The organism is Martinezella paranaensis, assembly GCF_014200235.1.
Taxonomy (GTDB): Bacteria; Pseudomonadota; Alphaproteobacteria; order Rhizobiales; family Rhizobiaceae; genus Rhizobium; species Rhizobium paranaense.
In genome coordinates, this window is the sequence record NZ_JACHBI010000001.1 from 173329 (window position 1) to 192759 (window position 19431).

General features: G+C 62.4%; 16 protein-coding genes. 12 read left to right on the top strand and 4 right to left on the bottom strand.

Annotated elements, in window-relative coordinates:
• Nucleotides 1–10 precede the first annotated feature (10 nt).
• The 3 genes from GGD50_RS00840 (at nt 11) to GGD50_RS00850 (ending at nt 4952) form a co-directional block, all read left to right on the top strand.
• Nucleotides 11–994: a bifunctional riboflavin kinase/FAD synthetase gene (locus tag GGD50_RS00840; protein ID WP_107107146.1), complete on the top strand. Its 984-nt coding sequence runs from the start codon at nt 11–13 to the stop codon at nt 992–994.
• Between the two features lie 306 nt (nt 995–1300).
• Entirely contained in the window at nt 1301–4183 is a 2883-nt protein-coding gene (gene ileS / locus GGD50_RS00845; protein WP_107107147.1) for an isoleucine--tRNA ligase, read from the top strand.
• A gap of 133 nt (nt 4184–4316) precedes the next feature.
• Nucleotides 4317–4952 carry a hypothetical protein gene (locus GGD50_RS00850; protein ID WP_107107148.1) on the top strand — a complete coding sequence of 212 codons (636 nt, stop codon included), beginning with the start codon at nt 4317–4319 and terminating at the stop codon, nt 4950–4952.
• Nucleotides 4953–5092: 140 nt separating this feature from the next.
• On the opposite strand, the gene GGD50_RS00855 is transcribed toward GGD50_RS00850, so the two are convergent.
• Nucleotides 5093–5551 (bottom strand): nucleoside deaminase, encoded by a 459-nt coding sequence (locus tag GGD50_RS00855; RefSeq protein WP_107107149.1) that lies wholly within the window; start codon nt 5549–5551, stop codon nt 5093–5095.
• Between the two features lie 72 nt (nt 5552–5623).
• Here GGD50_RS00855 and GGD50_RS00860 point away from each other — a divergent pair, with 72 nt between their 5' ends.
• The 3 genes from GGD50_RS00860 to GGD50_RS00870 are packed head-to-tail and all read left to right on the top strand — an operon-like array spanning nt 5624 to nt 9133.
• Nucleotides 5624–7675, top strand: a complete 2052-nt coding sequence (locus GGD50_RS00860) for a pseudouridine synthase (RefSeq protein ID WP_107107150.1) — start codon at nt 5624–5626, stop codon at nt 7673–7675.
• A gap of 6 nt (nt 7676–7681) precedes the next feature.
• Nucleotides 7682–8248: a 16S rRNA (guanine(966)-N(2))-methyltransferase RsmD gene (gene rsmD / locus GGD50_RS00865; protein ID WP_107107151.1), complete on the top strand. Its 567-nt coding sequence runs from the start codon at nt 7682–7684 to the stop codon at nt 8246–8248.
• 18 nt (nt 8249–8266) lie between these two features.
• On the top strand, nt 8267–9133 hold the full coding sequence (locus GGD50_RS00870; protein ID WP_107107152.1) for a patatin-like phospholipase family protein: 867 nt from the start codon (nt 8267–8269) through the stop codon (nt 9131–9133).
• Here GGD50_RS00870 and GGD50_RS00875 read toward each other — a convergent pair.
• The gene (locus GGD50_RS00875; protein ID WP_107107153.1) at nt 9130–10950 is read right to left on the bottom strand and encodes a monovalent cation:proton antiporter-2 (CPA2) family protein; all 1821 of its coding nucleotides are present in this window, start codon (nt 10948–10950) and stop codon (nt 9130–9132) included. The two genes, GGD50_RS00870 and GGD50_RS00875, sit on opposite strands and share 4 nt — an antisense overlap.
• Nucleotides 10951–11100: 150 nt before the next feature.
• Between GGD50_RS00875 and GGD50_RS00880 the strand changes: the two genes are divergently transcribed.
• From GGD50_RS00880 to lpxK, 6 genes are all read left to right on the top strand, one after another.
• A complete protein-coding gene (locus GGD50_RS00880) occupies nt 11101–12450 on the top strand; it encodes a TldD/PmbA family protein (protein WP_107107154.1) in 1350 nt (449 codons plus the stop codon).
• 21 nt (nt 12451–12471) lie between these two features.
• Nucleotides 12472–13281: a 3'(2'),5'-bisphosphate nucleotidase CysQ gene (locus GGD50_RS00885; RefSeq protein ID WP_107107155.1), complete on the top strand. Its 810-nt coding sequence runs from the start codon at nt 12472–12474 to the stop codon at nt 13279–13281.
• A 61-nt stretch (nt 13282–13342) separates the two neighbouring features.
• Nucleotides 13343–13588, top strand: coding sequence for a DUF4170 domain-containing protein (locus tag GGD50_RS00890; RefSeq protein ID WP_107107156.1), 246 nt, complete (start codon nt 13343–13345; stop codon nt 13586–13588).
• Nucleotides 13589–13766: 178 nt separating this feature from the next.
• Complete coding sequence (waaA, locus tag GGD50_RS00895) at nt 13767–15086, top strand: lipid IV(A) 3-deoxy-D-manno-octulosonic acid transferase (RefSeq protein ID WP_107107245.1); 1320 nt, start codon at nt 13767–13769, stop codon at nt 15084–15086.
• 10 nt (nt 15087–15096) lie between these two features.
• Nucleotides 15097–15822, top strand: a complete 726-nt coding sequence (locus tag GGD50_RS00900; RefSeq protein WP_107107157.1) for an HAD family hydrolase — start codon at nt 15097–15099, stop codon at nt 15820–15822.
• A 94-nt stretch (nt 15823–15916) separates the two neighbouring features.
• Nucleotides 15917–16960 carry a tetraacyldisaccharide 4'-kinase gene (gene lpxK, locus GGD50_RS00905; protein ID WP_107107158.1) on the top strand — a complete coding sequence of 348 codons (1044 nt, stop codon included), beginning with the start codon at nt 15917–15919 and terminating at the stop codon, nt 16958–16960.
• Nucleotides 16961–16972: 12 nt separating this feature from the next.
• Here the strand turns inward: lpxK and GGD50_RS00910 are convergent, their stop codons facing one another.
• The gene (locus GGD50_RS00910; RefSeq protein WP_107107159.1) at nt 16973–17203 is read right to left on the bottom strand and encodes a DUF2093 domain-containing protein; all 231 of its coding nucleotides are present in this window, start codon (nt 17201–17203) and stop codon (nt 16973–16975) included.
• 83 nt (nt 17204–17286) lie between these two features.
• A complete protein-coding gene (mutL, locus tag GGD50_RS00915; protein WP_107107160.1) occupies nt 17287–19116 on the bottom strand; it encodes a DNA mismatch repair endonuclease MutL in 1830 nt (609 codons plus the stop codon).
• Nucleotides 19117–19431: the final 315 nt, after the last annotated feature.

A 19431-nucleotide genomic window follows, 5' to 3' on the forward strand; every position in this document is an offset into this window, starting at 1 on the left:
GTGGTAGCCGATGACGGTTTTCCATCGCAATGAGACCCGCGAACCGCTGCCGGATAATCTCAAAGGCGGCGTCATTGCCATCGGCAATTTCGACGGCGTGCATCGCGGCCATCAATCCGTACTCGATCGCGCGCTGGAAATCGCCAGGGAGCGCGGCGTGCCGGCGCTGGTTCTGACCTTCGAGCCGCATCCGCGAACCGTCTTCAAGCCCGATCAGCCTGTTTTTCGCCTGACGCCGGCGCCGTTGAAGGCGCGCCTCCTGGAGGCAATCGGCTTCAATGCCGTCATCGAATATCCCTTCGACCGTGCCTTTTCGCAGCGTTCCGCCGACGAATTTGTCCATTCGATTCTGATCGACTGGCTGCATGCGTCGGAAGTGGTCACCGGCTTCGATTTTCATTTCGGCCATGACCGCCAGGGCGGCCCGGCTTTCCTGATGAACGCCGGCAGCAAAAACGGCTTCGGCGTCACGCTGATCGATGCTTACCGCGATGAAAATGCCGAGGTGGTCTCGTCAAGCCGCATCCGAGAACTGCTGGCGGAAGGCGAGGTGGCGGAGGTCGCAGGTCTGCTCGGCTATCGCTACACAGTCGAAGCAGAGGTCATCGGCGGCGAAAAACTCGGCCGCTCGCTTGGTTTCCCGACTGCCAATATGCGGTTGCCACCCGAGGTGCAGTTAAAGGCCGGCATCTACGCTGTGCGCTTCCGCGCCGCCGACGGCGTCATTCGCGATGCAGTAGCCAGCTATGGCCGGCGCCCGACGGTGACCGACAATGGCGCGCCGCTGCTCGAAACCTTCGTGTTCGACTTCAGCGGCGATCTCTATGGCCAGGTCTGCTCCGTCTCCTTCTTCGGCTATCTCCGGCCCGAACTGAAGTTCGACGGCCTCGACCCGCTGGTCGCCCAGATCAGGAAGGACGAGGAAGAGGCGAGGGCGCTCCTCGCCGGCGTGCGGCCACTTGGGGACATCGACCTGTTCATCGCCTTTTCTTGAGCGCCACGTTCGCAGGGCAGCAGCACAGCCTGTTGGGCCAGCTCCGATCGGCTTTTCTATACCTTGCGGCGGCTGATCCCTCTTTCTTTCCATGCAAAAAGCGCCTATGAACCGCCAACCATGACCCAATTTCGGCTGAGCCCATCGATACGAATTATTGGCCCGGCCTTCCGCGCGCTGTAAGTTGCCGGAAGGTCCGGGTTTTGGGCGCCTGTTCCCGAGGCGCTTTCCGCCGCCGAAAAATCCCCATATGGCTGCGCCTTTCCGGCGCAAAACGCCCGAGACGCCGAGGCAATTGTCAGAACAATGACCGATACCGCTGAAAAGATCGACTATTCGAAAACCCTTTACCTGCCCGAGACCGACTTCCCGATGCGCGCCGGCCTGCCGCAAAAGGAGCCGGAGCTGGTCAAGCGCTGGCAGGAAATGGACCTCTACAAGAAGCTGCGCGCTTCGGCCGCCGGGCGCGAAAAATTCGTGCTGCATGACGGCCCGCCCTATGCCAACGGCAACATCCACATCGGCCACGCGCTCAACAAGATCCTCAAGGACGTCATCACCCGCTCGTTCCAGATGCGCGGCTATGACAGCAATTATGTTCCGGGTTGGGACTGCCACGGTCTGCCGATCGAATGGAAGATCGAGGAAAAATACCGCGAGAAGGGCAAGAACAAGGACGAGGTTCCGGTCAACGAATTCCGCCAGGAATGCCGTGACTTCGCCGCCGGCTGGATCAAGATCCAGTCCGAGGAGTTCAGGCGCCTCGGCATCACAGGGGATTTCGACAATCCCTATCTGACGATGAACTTCCATGCGGAATCCCGCATCGCCGGCGAACTCTTGAAGATCGCCCGCAGCGGCCAGCTCTATCGAGGCTCCAAGCCGATCATGTGGTCCGTGGTCGAGCGTACAGCGCTGGCGGAAGCCGAAGTCGAATATGCCGATGTCGAGAGCGACACGATCTGGGTGAAGTTCCCAGTCGTCGAAGGTCCGGCCGCACTTGCCGGTGCTTTCGTCGTTATCTGGACGACCACGCCCTGGACGATCCCCGGCAACCGGGCGATCTCCTATTCGTCGCGTGTGTCCTACGGCCTCTACGAAGTGACGGAAGCCGCGAACGATTTCGGCCCGCGTCCGGGCGAAAAGCTGATCTTTGCCGACAAGCTTGCCGAGGAATCCTTTGCCAAGGCGAAGCTGCAGTACAAGCGCCTGCGCGACGTGACTGCCGACGATCTGGCTGCGATCACCTGCGCCCATCCGCTGGCCTCGCTCGGCTACGACTTCAAAGTTCCGTTGCTCGACGGCGATCATGTCACCGACGATGCCGGTACTGGTTTCGTGCATACGGCTCCCAGCCACGGCCGCGAGGACTTCGATGCTTGGACGAGCCATGCCCGCCAGATTGAAGCGCGTGGCATCTCCTCCCGCATCCCGTTCCCGGTCGATGACGCCGGCTTCTACACCGCCGATGCCCCCGGCTTCGAAGGCGGCCGCGTCATGGATGACAATGGCAAGAAGGGCAATGCCAACGAGCTGGTCACCAAGGCCCTGATCGAGACGAACACGCTGTTCGCGCGGGGGAGGCTGAAGCATTCCTATCCGCATTCCTGGCGTTCGAAGAAGCCGGTCATCTTCCGCAACACGCCGCAATGGTTCGTCTATATGGACAAGGACCTTGCCGATGGCACGACGCTGCGTTCGCGCGCCCTCAAGGCGATCGACGATACGCGTTTCGTGCCCGCCGCCGGCCAGAATCGCCTGCGCGCTATGATTGAGCAGCGCCCGGACTGGGTTCTGTCGCGCCAGCGCGCCTGGGGCGTGCCGATCTGCATCTTCGTCGATGACGATGGCCAGATCCTGCAGGACGAGGGCGTCGACGTCCGCATCCTCGAGGCCTTCGAGAAGGAAGGCGCCGATGCCTGGTTTGGCGAAGGTGCGCGCGAGCGCTTCCTCGGCGAAAAGGCCAATGAGCCGTGGACGCAGGTCATGGACATCCTCGATGTCTGGTTCGACTCGGGCTCGACCCACACCTTCACGCTGGAAGACCGTCCGGACCTGAAATGGCCGGCGGACCTCTATCTCGAAGGCTCGGACCAGCATCGCGGCTGGTTCCATTCGTCGCTGCTCGAAAGCGCTGCAACGCGCGGCCGCGCGCCTTACGACACCGTTCTCACCCATGGTTTCACCATGGACGAGAAGGGCGAGAAAATGTCGAAGTCCAAGGGCAACGTCACCTCGCCGCAGGAGGTGATGAAGGATGCCGGCGCCGACATTCTGCGCCTGTGGGTCATGACATCGGACTATGCCGAGGATCTGCGCGTCGGCAAGACGATCATCCAGACCAACATCGACGCCTACCGCAAGCTGCGCAACACTATCCGCTGGATGCTCGGCACACTCGCGCATGATAAGGGCGAGGTGATAGCCCCTGCCGATATGCCGGAGCTGGAACAGCTCATGCTGCACCGTCTTGCGGAACTCGACGAGCTGGTGCGCGAAAGCTATGACGCCTTCGACTTCAAGCGCATCGCCCGTGCTCTCATCGATTTTTCGAATGTCGAGCTTTCGGCCTTCTATTTCGATGTCCGCAAGGATACGCTTTATTGCGACGCGCCGTCGAGCCTGCGCCGCCGTGCAGCGCTGGCCGTCATCCGCACGATCTTCGATTGCATGGTGACCTGGTTGGCGCCGATGCTGCCGTTCACGACGGAAGAAGCGTGGCTGTCGCGTAATCCACAGGCCGTCTCGGTGCATCTCGAACAGTTCGTCACCATTCCCAGCGAATGGAAGAACGAGGTGCTGGCCGAGAAGTGGAAGAAGATCCGCGCCGTGCGCAGCGTCGTCACCGGCGCTCTGGAAATCGAGCGCAAGGACAAGCGCATCGGCTCCTCGCTGGAAGCCGCGCCCGTCGTCCATATCGCCGATCCGGAGCTGCTGAAGGTGCTGGAAGGTCAGGATTTCGCGGAAATCTGCATCACCTCCGATATCACCATCAAGGGCGGCGAAGGCCCCTCCGATGCGTTCCGTCTGGATGACGCCGCCAGGGTGACCGTCGTGCCGAAGCTGGCCGAAGGCCGCAAGTGCGCACGCTCCTGGCGCATCACCACCGATGTCGGTTCCGACCCGGAATATCCCGAGGTTTCGGCGCGCGATGCGGCCGCCTTGCGCGAGTTGATGGCTGTCAACTGAAGAAAATTACCGGATGAATTGCCTTTGGGGCGTTCATCCGGTAAAAGCTGCCTGAAAATGGCCCGATTTTGGCGGCAGTTGCCGTGAATGGGGTTCTGCGATAGTTGTACCGGCTTGGCTGGGAAGGGTATTCATGAGAGCGATGCATAGGGTTCGTGTCGGCGTCAGCTTGGCGGCACTCGTGATTGGCTGCGGTCTGATGTCCGGCTGCATGAGCAGCCCGCGTTACGGCACGGACAAGACGGCCGGCGAGCAGCTCTTCGACGACATCAGCGACATCGCTTCCGTTTCGGCCGCCACGCCGAAGGACAAGGGTGTAAAATATCCGAACCGTCCGGGCCTGGTGCTTCCCGCCGACAAGGACAGGGAAAGCCTGACCTCGCCGCAGCAGTCGCTCGCCAGCAAGGATAATCCGGCCTGGCTGGAATCGCCGGAAGATTCGCGCAAGCGTCTGGCGGACGAAGCCGATCAGAACAAGAACAATGTCAACTATCGCTCTCCGCTCGCTCAGGCCGACAGCGGCCGCAACCGTGTGAGCGAAGCGCAGCAGACGGCCGCCTATCGCGCCGCGCGCCAGGATCAGGACGGCACCTATATCGATCAGCGCCGCTACCTGATCGACCCGCCGCAGCAATATCGTCAGGTCACCGATGAGGCAGCGCTGAACGATCTCGGCACACCCGAGAGCAAGAAGGAAAAGCAGCGCAAGAAGGACGCCGAGGCCGCGCAGCAGTCCAACAACAGCAGTTGGTGGAAGCCTTTCCAATAAGTCTTTTCTAGCTGTGGCGGCGGTCAAAACCGCCGCTTTTTAGAACAATTCCAGGAAAAGTGCGAATCGGTTTTCCGTCCGGAATGCGTAAAAGCAAAGGAATAGAGCGGGAAAGCGATTCCGCGAAACGCTGAGCCACTCTAGTCTTCTATACGCTTTTGCTGGAAGAATTCCCTGAGAATGTCGGCCGCATCTTGCTCGGCCATGCCCGAATAGACGTCCGGTGCGTGGTGGCAGGTCGGCTGGCGATAGAAGCGCACGCCGTTATCGACCCCGCCGCCCTTCGGATCTTCCGCGCCGTAATAGAGGCGGCGGATGCGAGCAAATGAGATGGCGGCCGCGCACATGGTGCATGGCTCCAGCGTCACATAAAGATCGGCACCCGTCAGCCGCTCCTGGCCGAGTGACACGCAGGCCATGCGGATCACGGCGATTTCGGCATGTGCGGTGACGTCGTTGAGTTCCCGGGTGCGGTTGCCGGCCTTGGCGACGACGGCATGGTCGAGCACGAGGACGGCCCCGATCGGCACTTCACCACGCGCGCCGGCGCTTCGCGCTTCGGCGAGCGCCAGCTCCATGAAGTGATTTGTATTCACCATTTAAGATTTTCCACTTAACCGCGGGGGCGTGACCTGATAGGAACACGCCTTAAAAATTCAGGCAAACAACAAATGACAATGAATGACAAGCCCAAGCGGCCTGGGTCCAAACCCTTTACCCGCGATGCCAAGACGAAGCCGGCGAAGTCACGCGACGACGCCAAGCCGATGAAGGCTGCGCCCGCCAAAGTGGCGGCAGAGGCAGACGGCGGAGATGGAAAAGCCGAGCGCATTTCCAAGGTGATGGCGCGCGCCGGCGTGGCATCGCGCCGCGACATCGAGCGCATGATCATGGACGGCCGCGTGACGCTGAACGGCGTGCTGCTGGATACGCCGGTCGTCAACGTGACGCTCGCCGACAAGATCGAAGTGGATGGCGTACCGATCCGCGGCATCGAGCGCACGCGCCTGTGGCTTTATCACAAGCCGGCCGGCCTGGTGACCACCAATGCCGATCCGGAAGGGCGTCCGACGGTCTTCGACAATCTGCCGGAAGAGCTGCCGCGCGTCATGTCGATCGGTCGTCTCGACATCAACACCGAAGGCCTGCTGTTGCTGACCAATGACGGCGGCCTTGCCCGCGTTTTGGAACTGCCGACCACCGGCTGGCTGCGCCGCTACCGCGTGCGCGCCCATGGCGAGATCGATCAGGAAGCTTTGGACAAGCTGAAGGAAGGCATCGCCGTCGATGGCGTGCTCTACGGCTCGATCGAGGCGACGCTCGACCGCACGCAGGGCTCCAACGTCTGGATCACGATGGGCCTGCGCGAAGGCAAGAACCGCGAAATCAAGAACGTGCTCGGCGCGCTTGGCCTGGAGGTCAACCGCCTGATCCGTATTTCCTACGGCCCGTTCCAGCTCGGCGAGCTGCCGGAAGGCCGGGTGCTGGAAGTGCGCGGCCGCACATTGCGCGATCAGCTCGGCCCCCGTCTGGTGGAAGACGCCAAGGCGAATTTCGATGCGCCGCTTTACAATACGTCGGCCGCTGCCGCCGCCGACGACGAGGCGGACGCTAAGCCAGCCCGCGCCGCGAAAGAGGAACGTCCGCGCCGCGAGCGGCCCGAGGACAAGCGCGAGCGTGCGCTGAGCCGTCTCGACACCAAGCGCGACGACCGCCGCGAAAGTGGCCGCCGTATGGACGATCGTCGCGAAGGTTCGCGCCATGGCGAGGACGACCGTCCGAAGCGGCAGCCGCTCGCCCCGCGCCGCAGCGCCAATGTCTGGATGGCGCCCGGCGCCCGTCCGCTCGGCGAAAAGGCAGCGCTGAAGGCCGCCAAGAATGCAAAAACCGCCGCCAAGCGTGGCGAGACGGAGCGCCCACAGCGCAGCGGCTTCGACCGCCCGGATGAAGGCCCGCGCGTTCGGATCAACCGCGTCGACGAGGGTGACGGCGAATGGATTCGTTCGAGCGAAGAAGCTCCGCGCAGGTCGCGTGGCGATGATGAGGGTTTTGACCGCAAGCGCTCCGACCGTCCACGTGGCGAGAGATCTTTTGGCGACAAACCCCGCGGCGATCGGTCGTTTGGTGACCGTCCGCGCGGCGAACGTGGCTCGCGGTCGGAGGGCGGTGACCGCCCCCGCACAAAATCCTTCCAGGGCGAAGCCCGCTCCGAACGTCCTCGCGGTGATCGTCCCTTCGGTGATCGCCCGCCGCGTGGTGATCGGCCTTTTGGTGACAAACCGCGTGGTGATCGTCGCCCGCGCGCCGAAGGGGACGAGCGTCCGCGCGCCAGATCTTTCGATGGTGAGCAGCGCTCCGAGCGTCCTCGCGGTGATCGCCCCTTCGGTGATCGTCCGCCGCGTGGTGATCGGCCTTTTGGCGACAAACCTCGTGGTGATCGTCGACCGCGCGCTGAGGGAGACGAACGTCCTCGCAGTGACCGTCCGCAGGGCGAGCGTTCTTACGGTGACCGCCCCGCAGGTAAGCCCTTCGGCAAGAAGCCGGGTGGAGGAAAGTCCTTTGGCGGCAAGCCGGGTGGAAAGCCCGGCGGTGCACGCGGCTTCTCGGGTAAGCCCGGTGGCGGCGGTCGTCCGTCCGGCGGTCCCGGTCGTGGCGGTCCCAGCCGCGGCGGCCCAAATCGCGGCGGTTCCGGCAAGGGCGGCCCCAAGGGCGGAAGAGGTTAACGCGCGGTGCGGATCGTCGGCGGTGAATTTCGCGGTCGGTCGCTTGCGGTGCCGAAGTCGAACGACATTCGTCCGACGGCGGACCGCACGCGCGAAAGTCTGTTCAATATATTGAGCCATGCCTATTCTGCGGCCATCGACGGCACGCGGATGATGGATATCTTTGCCGGCACCGGCGCGGTCGGGCTCGAAGCTGCGTCGCGCGGTTGCCGCCATGTGCTTTTCGTCGAAAGCAGCGTCGAGGGTCGTGGTCTGCTCTGGGAAAACATCGATGCCCTCGGCCTGCACGGCCGCACGCGCATGTTGAGGCGCGACGCGACAGATCTGGGCAGCGTCGGCAATCTGGAGCCTTTCGATTTTCTCTTCGCCGATCCGCCCTATGGCAAGGGTCTGGGCGAGAAGGCCTTCGCCGCTGCCGCTGCCGGCGGCTGGCTGGTGCCGGGAGCCTTGGCGATTCTGGAAGAACGCGCCGATGTCACGGTTGCCGTCGCACCGGATTTTCTTTTTCTCGAAGAGCGGACTTTCGGCGACAGTAAAATGCATTTCTTCCGTTATCAGCCGCGGCAAGCCTAGCGGCGGAGGGAGAGGAACATGGGCGACTACGCCGATTTTGTTGGGAGCGACTATACGCTCGCGACATCGAGCACGCCGAGCGTCGCGGTCGCCTTCGGCTGCGGTGGTGCCCGTGGACTTGCCCATATCCATATCATCGAAGCCTTGGACGAGCTCGGCATCCGTCCTGTCGCGATCGCCGGCGCCTCCATCGGCTCGATCATGGGCGCTGCCATGGCAGCCGGCATGAGCGGTGCGGAGATCCGCGACTATACGCTCGCCACCGTCGGCAACCGCCCGGCTGTGCTGAACAAGATCTGGAGCCTGCGGCCCCCGAACATGCGTAGCTTCCGGATCGGCCAGTTCAATCTGGAACGCATCCTGCGCGCTTTCTTGCCCTCCACCTTTCCGGAGGATTTCTCCGAGCTGCATATCCCGCTGAAGGTGGTGACGACGGATTATTATGATCAGAACGAGGTGGTGACCGAAAAAGGCGAGCTTTTTCCGGTGCTGGCCGCCTCAGCCGCCATTCCCGCCGTCTTCATGCCGGTCAAGGTCGGCGAGCGCGTCATGATCGATGGCGGCATCATGAATCCGGTTCCTTACGAGCATCTGGCCGGACTTGCCGATATCCTCATCGGCATCGACGTCGTCGGCGGACCGGAAGGTGATGGCACCCATATCCCGAACCGCATCGAGAGCCTGTTCGGTGCCGGACAACTGACGATGCAGTCCAACATCGCGTTGAAGCTGCGGCTGCTTGCACCCCAAATCTTCCTGCGCCCGACTATCGGCCGCACCGGCGTGCTCGATTTCCTGAAGGCCCGCGACATTCTCGCGATGTCGGCCGGCGTCAAGGACGAACTGAAATTCGCCCTCGACCGCGTGATGACCGCGAAGAACTAAGCCCGCTCCGGCTCCTCCGCCGGCATGGCGGAGAGATCGTCGTCGTCGCTGAAAATATCGGCGGCGCGCTTCGGTTTGACCAGCGGCTCCGGCCTGACAGGCCGTGAGTAGAGCATGTCGCGCCCGGCCTGCAATCCTTCGCTTGCCTGCAGTTCCAGCCGCTGCTCGTCGCGCTTGCGGATATCCTCGCCGATCTCGAAAGCTTCGGCCTCGCTGACGCCGAGGGCTTCCAGCGTGCGGCGGCCGAAGAGCAGGCCGGATTCCAGCGTTTCGCGCAGCTCGTAATCGATGCCCTTGTTGCGCAGCGCGATCGAGTGAATGCGGTCGTAGGAGCGGACGAAGATGCGGGCATGCGGATAGTCCGTCTGCACCAGTTCGACGATCTTGTCGGTGATTTCGCGCTGATGCGTGCTGACCACGACGAGCTTGGCCCGATCGATGCCGGCCGAACGCAACACATCCTTGCGGGTGCCATCGCCGAAATAGATGCGGAAGCCGAAGTTGGAGGCCTGGCGGATGCGGTCGGCGGAAAAGTCGATGACGGTGACGTCGCGGCCGCCGGCAAGCAGGATCTGCGCGGCGATCTGGCCGAAACGCGAGAAGCCGATCATCAGCACGTCCGAGCCGGCCCCCTCGAAATCCTCGTCCAGCTCCTCATGCGCATCGCCGGTCAGCATGCGCTTCGAAAGTGCAGCGCCGAGCGGCGTCAGCGCCATGGAGAGCGTCACGATCGCGATCAGCAGCGATGCCGTGCTGGCGGAAAAGAGCCCCCCGCCGATGCTGGCCGCGCTGAAGAGCACGAAACCGAATTCACCGCCCTGAGGAAGCAGGCAGGCGATCCGAATGGCGTCGTTATGCGAGGAGCCGGTCGCGCGGCAGAGCGCATAGATGATGACGCCCTTGATGATCATGACGACCGGCACGGCGAGCACGATCAGCAGCCAATTGTCGGCAATGACATCCAGCTTCAGCGACAGGCCGACAGCGATGAAGAAGATAGCGAGCAGCACGCCGCGGAACGGCTCGATATCCGCCTCCAGCTCATGGCGATAGGAGGATTCGGCCAGCATCACGCCGGAGAGAAAGGCGCCCATTGCCATGGAAAGGCCGGCAAGCTGCATCAGGGTTGCCGATCCCATGACGACGAACAGGGCGGCGGCAATCATCGCCTCGCGCGCGCCGGTGCGGGCGATGACCTGGAACAGCGGCGTCAGCAGATAACGGCCCGCAATGATCATCGCCGCGACGGCGCCGAGGGCGATGGCAAGGTCTAGAATCGGATTGGAAACCTGCGTCGGTCCGCCGAGAACGGTGATCAGCGCCAGCAGCGGCACGATCGCCAGGTCCTGCAGTAACAGCATGGAAAAGGAACGCTGGCCGTATTTCGTGTTGACGTCGCCCTCCTGCTCCAGGATCTGCATGGCAAAGGCCGTGGAGGACAACGCCAAGCCGAAGCCGACGATGATGCTGCCGCGCCAGCCGGTAATGTTTGCGAGATAGGCGGCGAGCGTCAGCGCCAGTCCGGTCAAGATCACCTGCGCCGTGCCGAGGCCGAAAATGTCGCGCCGCATCTGCCATAGGCGCGATGGCTTCAACTCCAGGCCAATGATGAACAGCAGGAAGACGACACCGAGTTCGGCGACGGCCAGCACGGATTCGCCATCGCCAATACCATGCAGCACCGGGCCGATCACAACGCCGGCGGCGAGATAGCCGAGCACGGTGCCGAGCCCCAGTTTCTTGAAGATCGGCGCAGTGACGACGGCGCCTCCGAGCAGCATCAGGGTTTCGGTAAAGAGGGCATTGGGCGCGGACATCGTCTGTTTCTTTCTGTGGGGCAGGCGGTGTTGCAGCGCATAGCCATCAGAAACAACCATGCGTGAAGACATTCGGACAAGAATCGGCGTGGCCGCCCTTGATGCTTTATGTAGTGCACAATAAATGGAACGCGAAGGAAAGGCCAAATCATGTCTTCAGAAATCGATTCCGCCACTCTGCTTTCCCGCGCCAGCCAATTGATAGACCTCGCCCGGAAAGCCGGTGCGGATGCGGCCGATGCCGTTGTTGTGCGCTCGCGGGCGCAATCCGTCAGCGTCCGCCTCGGCAAGGTCGAGGGCACCGAATCCTCCGAAAGCGATGATTTTTCGTTGAGGGTGTTTGTCGGCAACCGCGTTGCCAATGTCTCGGCCAATCCCGGCTTCGACCTGCAGGCCCTGGCCGAACGCGCCGTCGCCATGGCAAAGGTCTCGCCGGAAGATCCATTCGCTTGCCTCGCAGACGAAGCCGATCTCGCCAAGACCTATCCCGATCTCGAACTCTTCGATCCGACCGAGGTCTCGTCGGTTCAACTGCGCGAGGCAGCCCTTGCGATGGAAGAGGCGGCACTCGCCGTTCCCGGCGTCAGCAATTCCTCGGGTGCGGGCGCATCCGCCGGAATGGGCGGCATGGTGCTTGTGACGTCGCATGGTTTTGCCGGTCATTATATGGGCTCGCGCTTCAGCCGCTCCGTCAGCGTCATCGCCGGCGAAGGCACCGGCATGGAGCGTGACTATGATTTCGACAGCCGCCTCTATTTCGCCGAGTTGGACGCAGCCGAGGAGATTGGCCGCCGTGCCGGCGAGCGGGTGGTCAAGCGCGTCAATCCGCGCCAGGTTCCGACCGGCAAGAATGTGACCGTCGTTTTCGATCCGCGCGTGGCGCGCGGCTTCGTCGGTCATATCGCCGGTGCGATCAACGGTGCCTCCGTCGCACGCAAGACCAGTTTCCTGCGTGACAAGATGGGCGAGCAGGTGCTGAAGGCCGGCCTGTCGATCACCGACGATCCCTTGATCGTGCGCGGCCCTGCCTCGCGTCCCTTCGACGGCGAAGGCGTTTCGGGCAAGCGCCTGGTGATGATCGAGGACGGCGTGCTGAAGCATTGGTTCCTGTCCACGTCGGCGGCGCGCGAGATCGGCGGTCTCAAGACCAATGGCCGCGGATCGCGTGGCGGCACGGCCGTTTCCCCGTCCTCGACCAATCTGGCGCTGGAGCCGGGCGATATTTCCCCAGAAGAGCTGATCCGCAATGTCGGCAACGGCTTCTACGTCACTGAGCTGATCGGCCAGGGCGTCAATATGATTACCGGCGAATACAGCCGCGGCGCCACCGGTTTCTGGATCGAGAACGGCGAACTGACGTTCCCTGTGTCGGAGGTGACGATCGCCTCCAACCTCAAGGACATGTTCATGCGTGTGACGCCGGCAAGCGATATCGATCGCGATTTCGGCGTCGCAGCTCCGACGCTCGCCATCGAAGGCATGACGCTCGCTGGGCGCTGAGACGGAGATTGGAATTTCGCAATGAGCGATAGAGACGCAGTCGGCCAATTGAACGATCTTGATCTGATCGTTGAAGCGGCACGCCAAGCGGGCGATATCGCTCTCAGCTTTTTCCGCCAATCGCCGGAAGTCTGGTGGAAGAACGAGGGGCGTTCCCCCGTCAGCGCCGCCGATTTCGCGGCCAACGAAAAGCTCGCCGCCATCCTGCGTCCCGCACGGCCGGACTATGGCTGGCTTTCGGAAGAGACCGACGACGATGCCGAGCGGCTGTCGCATGAGACCCTCTTCGTCGTCGATCCGATCGACGGCACGCGCGGGTTTCTGTCCGGGCTAGAACTCTGGTGCGTCAGCGTCGCGGTGGTGACCAATGGGCGCCCGACGGCGGGTGTACTCTATGCGCCGGCACTGGAGGAATTGTTCGTTGCAACGGCTGACGGCCCGGCGCTGAAAAATGGCAAGCCGATCGCAGTGTCCGACAGGCCGGAACATGATATCCACAGGCTCGCCGCCGGTGAGGATATGTTGAGCGGCTTCGATCCGGATTTCCGCAAGACGGTCGAACGGGCAAAGCATGTGCCCTCGCTCGCCTATCGTTTGGCTATGGTTGCCGATGGCCGGTTGGAAGGAACGATCGTCAAACGCAATTCTCATGACTGGGATGTCGCCGCCGCCGATCTCATTTTGGAGCGGGCAGGCGGGGCGCTGGTCGATCTCTTCGGCCATCCGCTCAACTACAATCGCGCCGATGTCTCGCATGGCGAACTCTGCGGCGCGTCGTCGGCACGGCTACCGGAATTCCTGCGCCAGCTCTCCCACAGACGAAACGGTTGACCTTTTGGTCAAAATCCCTCAGAGGAAGAGTAGAGGGGGATGACAGCAGAAAGAGACGAAAATGACTGTTACCAGCGACAAAAAGCAACTCCTGCACCTCGTATTCGGCGGGGAACTGGAAAATCTCGAAGAAGTACAGTTCCGCAATCTGAACGAACTCGATATTGTCGGCATGTATCCCGACTATGCGAGTGCGCTGACAGCTTGGAAGTCGAAGGCGCAGCAGACAGTCGACAACGCCCACATGCGTTATTTCATCGTCCATCTGCATCGTTTGCTCGATCCACAGGAAAAGGCTTCCTCCTAAGGTCGCGTTTTGCCCATTTAATATTTGATGTTCCCGTCCGGACGGTGTTCTCGTTTTTAATCCGGCTATGGCGCAGTATTTTTGACGCAATCAGAACGAAGAATCGGCCGAACTTTCGGCCGTGGAATGAGTGGGATTTGGCATCGATGACGATCAGCTTGGATCGGAGGCAATCGAGATGAGCAGCCTTAGGGCGCGCCTCGCTTTGGGTGCCTACCGCTTTGGCGGGATTGCAGTCTATCCCCTCGTCGGGACGTACCTTACCGTCCGCGCCGCCAAGGGCAAGGAAGACCGTTCCCGTCGGTTGGAGCGTTTCGGCTATGCGAGCGCCAACCGTCCGCAGGGGCCGCTCGTCTGGTTTCATGCCGCAAGCGTCGGCGAGACCTCGGCAGTCATTCCGCTGATCCGCGAAATCCGCCGCCGCGACATCCACGTCATTCTGACCACGGGAACCATCACCTCGGCCAAGGTGACGCAGGAGCGTCTCGGCGACGAGGTCATCCACCAATATGTGCCGCTCGACCTGCAGCCGGCCGTCAGTCGCTTCCTTGAATATTGGCAGCCCGATTGCACCATCATCGCCGAATCCGAGATCTGGCCGATGACCATCATGGAACTCGGCCGCCGGCGCATCCCGCAGATCCTCGTCAATGCCCGATTGTCGGATCGCTCCTTTGCCCGCTGGAGCCGGCATCCGGCACTGTCGGAAGCGCTGTTCGAAAACCTCGCACTGGTCGTCGCGCAATCCGATCTCGACGCTGAGCGCTATCGCGATCTCAGTGCGCGGCAGGTGATCAAGTCTGGCAATCTCAAGGTAGATACCGACGCGCCACCCTATGACGCGCCGACCCTTGCCAGCTACATGAAGCAGATCGGCGCCCGCAAGACCTGGGCTGCCGTCTCGACCTTCGAAGGCGAGGAGAATGCCGCCGCCATCGTCCACAAGACGCTGAAGGAGCATAATGGCCAATTGACCATCATCGTGCCGCGCCATCCCGAACGCTGCGACGCAATCGAAGCGATGCTGACCGAGCAGGGGCTGAAGGTGGCGCGCCGCACCCGCAACGATGTGTTGTCGCCCGATGTCGATATCTTCCTTGGCGACACGATCGGCGAAATGGGCCTCTATTTGCGCATGACCGAAGTCGCCTTCATGGGCAAGTCGCTGCTCAATGAGGGCGGACAGAACCCCCTGGAACCGGCCATGCTCGGCTGCGCCATCCTGACGGGCGCTCACGTCCAGAATTTCCGCGACGCCTATCAACTGCTCGCCCGTCGCGGCAGCGCACGCATGGTGCGCGACACCGAGATGCTGGCGAGGGGCGTGCATTACCTGTTGACCAACGATGCGGTGCGACGCGACATGATCGATGCCGGCTACGTCGCCGTGCACGAGATGCGCGGGGCGCTGGCGGCGACCATCAAGGGATTGGAACCCTACATCAACCCGCTGACGGTGAAGGCGCGGTTGCTGCCGAAGACGATGGCGCAGGGATAAGGGGCTCTACATGACATCGATCAAGCTGGGTGCGATCGCGGGCATTCTCTTCGACAAGGACGGCACGCTGCTCGACTATGATGCGAGCTGGCTGCCGGTCAATCGCGAACTTGCCAGCATTGCGGCCCAGGGTGATGCCGCGCTTGCCGATCATTTGCTTCTGGCCTGCGGCATGGACCCGGTCACCGGCCATATCGTGCCCGACAGCCTGCTCGCCGCCGGCAATACCCGCCAGATTTCCGAGGGTCTTGTCGCCGCCGGCTCCATGGTGGATGTGATGGAGCTGACGGAAAAGCTCGATGCGCTATTTTCCCATGCCGCCGACTTCTCCGCGCCGGTCACTGATCTCGCCGGTTTCTTCCGCCGCCTGCACGAGCGCGGCTATAGGCTGGGCGTTGCTTCCAGCGACAATGAGCGCTCCATCCGCCAGACGGCGCGCCGCTTCGGCTTTCTCGATTATCTCGACTTTATCGCGGGTTACGACAGCGGTTTCGGCACCAAGCCGGAGCCCGGCATGGTGCTCGGCTTCTGCGCAGCGACGGGCCTTTCGCCTTCGCAAATCGCCGTCGTCGGCGACAACAATCACGATCTGCACATGGGGCACAATGCCGGTGCGGGCCTGACGGTCGGCGTGCTGACCGGCACCGGATCGCGTGAATCGCTTGCGGCTTCCGACTATTGCCTGAATGACATCACCGAGCTGGAAAGCCTGCTGCCGGTTGCTCAACCGGTGTAGCCAACGCAAAGGCTTGCTTTTTCGTCCGATCTGCCCTTTCTTGCGGCCTTGCTGAGATATAGGGGCAAGAGCGGGCGCAAGGCGGGATTAGATTATGGTATCGGAAGCACCGCCGTTCTGGTGGCGGAAGCCGGATTGGCGCGCTTGGGGCCTTTCGCCCTTTTCCTTCTTATACGGCCGCATTGCCGGCCATCGCATGGTGCATGGTCGCCGTGCTTCCGTTCCGGTACCGGTCATCTGCGTCGGCAATTTCACGGTCGGCGGCGCCGGCAAGACACCGACAGCGCTGACGATCGCCCGTGCCGCCAAGGCGAAGGGATTGAAGCCGGGCTTCCTTAGCCGCGGTTATGGTGGTTCGTTGGATGTGACGACCGTGGTCGATCCGCACCACCATCACGCCACCGCAGTCGGCGACGAGCCGCTGCTGCTCGCCGGTGAGGCATTGACGGTGATCTCGCGCCGCCGTTTGGAGGGCGCGGAGCGGCTGGTGCGCGAGGGCGCCGATCTCATCATCATGGACGACGGCTTCCAGAGTGCGCAAGTCGCCATCGACTATGCTCTGGTCGTCATCGATGCGACGAGAGGCATCGGCAACGGCCATCTCGTTCCCGGCGGCCCGGTGCGTGCGCCGCTGCGGACGCAATTGCGCTATGCCTCGGCTCTGTTGAAAGTCGGCGAAGGTAACGCCGCCGACCGGCTCGTGCGCATGGCAGCAAGAGCCGGAAAACCGTTCTTCTCGGCATCGATCAAGGTGCGCGGCCAGGAGGATCTGCGCGGGCGCAATGTCCTCGCCTTTGCCGGCATCGCCGATCCCACCAAATTCTTCCGCACGGTCGAGTCATTGGGGGCCAGCATTGCCGTCAGCCGTACCTTCGGCGATCACGAACATCTGGGCGAAGACGACATAGCCGACATTCTCGATATCGCCGCTCGGGATGGCCTGGAGATCGTCACCACCTCCAAGGACTATGTCCGCCTCATCGGCCATCACGGCCGGGCTGACGAGCTGTTAGCGGCGTGCCGTGTCATCGAGATCGACATGGTGTTCGATGATCATCGCGCAGCGGCCTTGATCATCGACCGAGCGATCGCCGCCGCCCGCGAACGGCGGTTACGGGAAGGGCAGAAAGCGAAATAGGGAACGCTGCTATCAGCGCTTCTGGTTTGGAAGCGCGCCGGCGCGTTTTTCGGCTTCCAGCGAAGACATCACGTCGGCATAGGGTTCCTGCCGGGCGACGCTCCAGTAGCGCAGCTCGTCAAGCGCGATGTGCTTGCCGGTCATGGCGCAGATGACGTAGGAGCCGGGCATGAGGATTTGGAAATCGCCGTCGAGATAGCGAATCTTCGCCTCGCGGTTTCCGTGTCCCTCGAAAAGATTCATCTGATGCCGTCCCCGATCTCTGTCATCTCTTTGCCATACCCCGGCAAGCCTGACTTTTCCAGTTCTTTCGGTGGTATCTGTTCTCAGCTCCGTCCGAACAGCCGTTCGATGTCCGAGAGCTTCAGTTCTATATAGGTCGGCCGGCCGTGATTGCACTGGCCTGAGCCGGGCGTTGCCTCCATTTGACGCAGCAGCGCATTCATCTCCTCCGGCCTCAGCCTTCGGCCGGAGCGCACCGAGCCATGGCAGGCCATGGTGGCGGCGACATATTCCAGCTTTGCGGCAAGACCCGAGGCGGTTTCCCACTCGGCGATCTCGTCGGCCAATTGCCGGATTAACCCTTGCGCATCCACTTCGCCGAGCATGGCAGGCGTCTCACGCACCGCAATGGCTCCGGGACCGAAACGCTCGATGGCAAGGCCGAGTTTGCCAAGCTCGTCGGCAAACACCATCAGCCGGTCGCAATCTTCCTCCGGCAGGTCGACGATCTCCGGGATCAACAAGACCTGCGAGGACAGTTGCTTCGAGTGCAGTGCTTTGCGCATTTCTTCGAACACCAGCCGCTCATGTGCCGCATGCTGATCGACAATGACGAGGCCGTCGTCGGTCTGGGCGACGATATAGTTCTCATGCAGTTGGGCCCGGGCGGCACCGAGGGGGAAGCGGGCCGGCTCCTCTGCGCGTATGGGCTCGACAACAGGCGCGGGTTCGGCGCGGGCGGTTGGCATGGCGAGGCCATCGAAGGCGGCCTGCGGTCGCTCGCCGAAGCTATATCCGTTCGTGGCCGAGGACTGATACGGCCGCGATGGCGAAGCCTGTGGTGTCCATGGTGCCGATGGTGTCGACGGCCGCCAGGCAGGCTGGAAGCCGGAACGGCCGGGGCTGAAGGCGCGAAGCATGCCGTCGGCACCCGTCGTCGCGGCGCGATCGCCTTCGCGCGCCAAAGCCTCGCGGATGGCGCCGACGATCAGGCCGCGCACCAGGCCGGGATCGCGGAAACGGACATCGGATTTCGCCGGATGCACGTTGACGTCGACAAGGGCCGGGTCGAGCCTGATGGAAAGAACGGCGACGGCATAGCGCCCGGAGGGTATGGTCTCGGCATAGGCGCCGCGGATCGCCGACAGGATCAGCTTGTCCTGCACCGGCCTGCCGTTGACGAAGGCATATTGATGCGCCGAGTTGCCGCGATTGAAGGTCGGCACGCCGATGAAGCCGGTCAGGCTCACATCCTCCCGCTCGGCGTCGAGCTCGATGGCATTGTCCTTGAACTCATGGCCGAGCACCTGCGCCATGCGGGCGAGGTGATCGTCGCCGGTGGCCGGAAATTCGAGTGTCGAGCGGTCACTGCCGGAGAGCACGAAACGCACCTGCGGAAAGGCGATCGCCATACGTTTGACGACTTCGCTGATCGCCGCAGCCTCGGCCTTCTCCGTCTTCAGGAATTTCAATCGCGCCGGCGTCGCGAAGAACAGGTCGCGCACCTCGACGATCGTGCCGGGATTGGCCGCTGCCGGACGCAGGTGCAGCACCCTGCCGCCGGCGACGGCTATCTCAGCGCCGCCATCGCTGCCGGGCCTCCGGCTGGCGATCGAGAGCTTCGCCACCGAGCCGATCGAGGGCAGGGCTTCGCCGCGGAAACCCAGCGTGCGGATATCCTCCAGCGTGTCCGATATCTTCGAGGTGCAGTGCCGCCTGACGGCCAGTTCCAGATCCGCCTGCTCCATGCCGGCACCGTTATCGCTGACCCTCAACAGCGCCTTGCCGCCCCCGGCGGTCGCGATCTCGATGCGCGTCGCGCCGGCATCCAGAGCGTTTTCGATCAGCTCCTTGGCAGCACTCGCCGGCCGCTCGATGACTTCGCCGGCGGCGATCTGGTTGATCAGGGTTTCGGAGAGTTGCTTGATGGCCATATCTGCATTTTCGTGGATTCGTGGCGAGGTGGAAAGAGAAAAGGCATACCATCTCTCGTCATCCACCCGATTCAGCGGGAGCTTTGTTTAGAAATTTAATCAAAGCTTAAGGGAATGATGACAGGTTGCATTCACAAAACTTGAAATGATTGCAGGTGGAGCGCTCGTGCGCACGTTTCGGCTTTTGGCGGCAGGTTGGCGGCCGTCATGCAGCAGTCGGTTTCCGCTTGTTTCAAGTGTTCAGGCCAGCATGATATTTCCATCAATTTTCCTCGGGAGCCGTCGTCGCTCTCAAGCCAATATGCCGTAGTACCG

Coding starts and splice junctions, on each gene's coding strand:
- GGD50_RS00840 (WP_107107146.1), top strand. CDS start 11: ATGACGGTTTTCCATCGCAATGAGACCCGCGAACCGCTGCCGGATAAT.
- ileS (WP_107107147.1), top strand. CDS start 1,301: ATGACCGATACCGCTGAAAAGATCGACTATTCGAAAACCCTTTACCTG.
- GGD50_RS00850 (WP_107107148.1), top strand. CDS start 4,317: ATGAGAGCGATGCATAGGGTTCGTGTCGGCGTCAGCTTGGCGGCACTC.
- GGD50_RS00855 (WP_107107149.1), bottom strand. CDS start 5,551: ATGGTGAATACAAATCACTTCATGGAGCTGGCGCTCGCCGAAGCGCGA.
- GGD50_RS00860 (WP_107107150.1), top strand. CDS start 5,624: ATGACAATGAATGACAAGCCCAAGCGGCCTGGGTCCAAACCCTTTACC.
- GGD50_RS00870 (WP_107107152.1), top strand. CDS start 8,267: ATGGGCGACTACGCCGATTTTGTTGGGAGCGACTATACGCTCGCGACA.
- GGD50_RS00875 (WP_107107153.1), bottom strand. CDS start 10,950: ATGTCCGCGCCCAATGCCCTCTTTACCGAAACCCTGATGCTGCTCGGA.
- GGD50_RS00880 (WP_107107154.1), top strand. CDS start 11,101: ATGTCTTCAGAAATCGATTCCGCCACTCTGCTTTCCCGCGCCAGCCAA.
- GGD50_RS00885 (WP_107107155.1), top strand. CDS start 12,472: ATGAGCGATAGAGACGCAGTCGGCCAATTGAACGATCTTGATCTGATC.
- GGD50_RS00890 (WP_107107156.1), top strand. CDS start 13,343: ATGACTGTTACCAGCGACAAAAAGCAACTCCTGCACCTCGTATTCGGC.
- waaA (WP_107107245.1), top strand. CDS start 13,767: ATGAGCAGCCTTAGGGCGCGCCTCGCTTTGGGTGCCTACCGCTTTGGC.
- GGD50_RS00900 (WP_107107157.1), top strand. CDS start 15,097: ATGACATCGATCAAGCTGGGTGCGATCGCGGGCATTCTCTTCGACAAG.
- lpxK (WP_107107158.1), top strand. CDS start 15,917: ATGGTATCGGAAGCACCGCCGTTCTGGTGGCGGAAGCCGGATTGGCGC.
- GGD50_RS00910 (WP_107107159.1), bottom strand. CDS start 17,203: ATGAATCTTTTCGAGGGACACGGAAACCGCGAGGCGAAGATTCGCTAT.
- mutL (WP_107107160.1), bottom strand. CDS start 19,116: ATGGCCATCAAGCAACTCTCCGAAACCCTGATCAACCAGATCGCCGCC.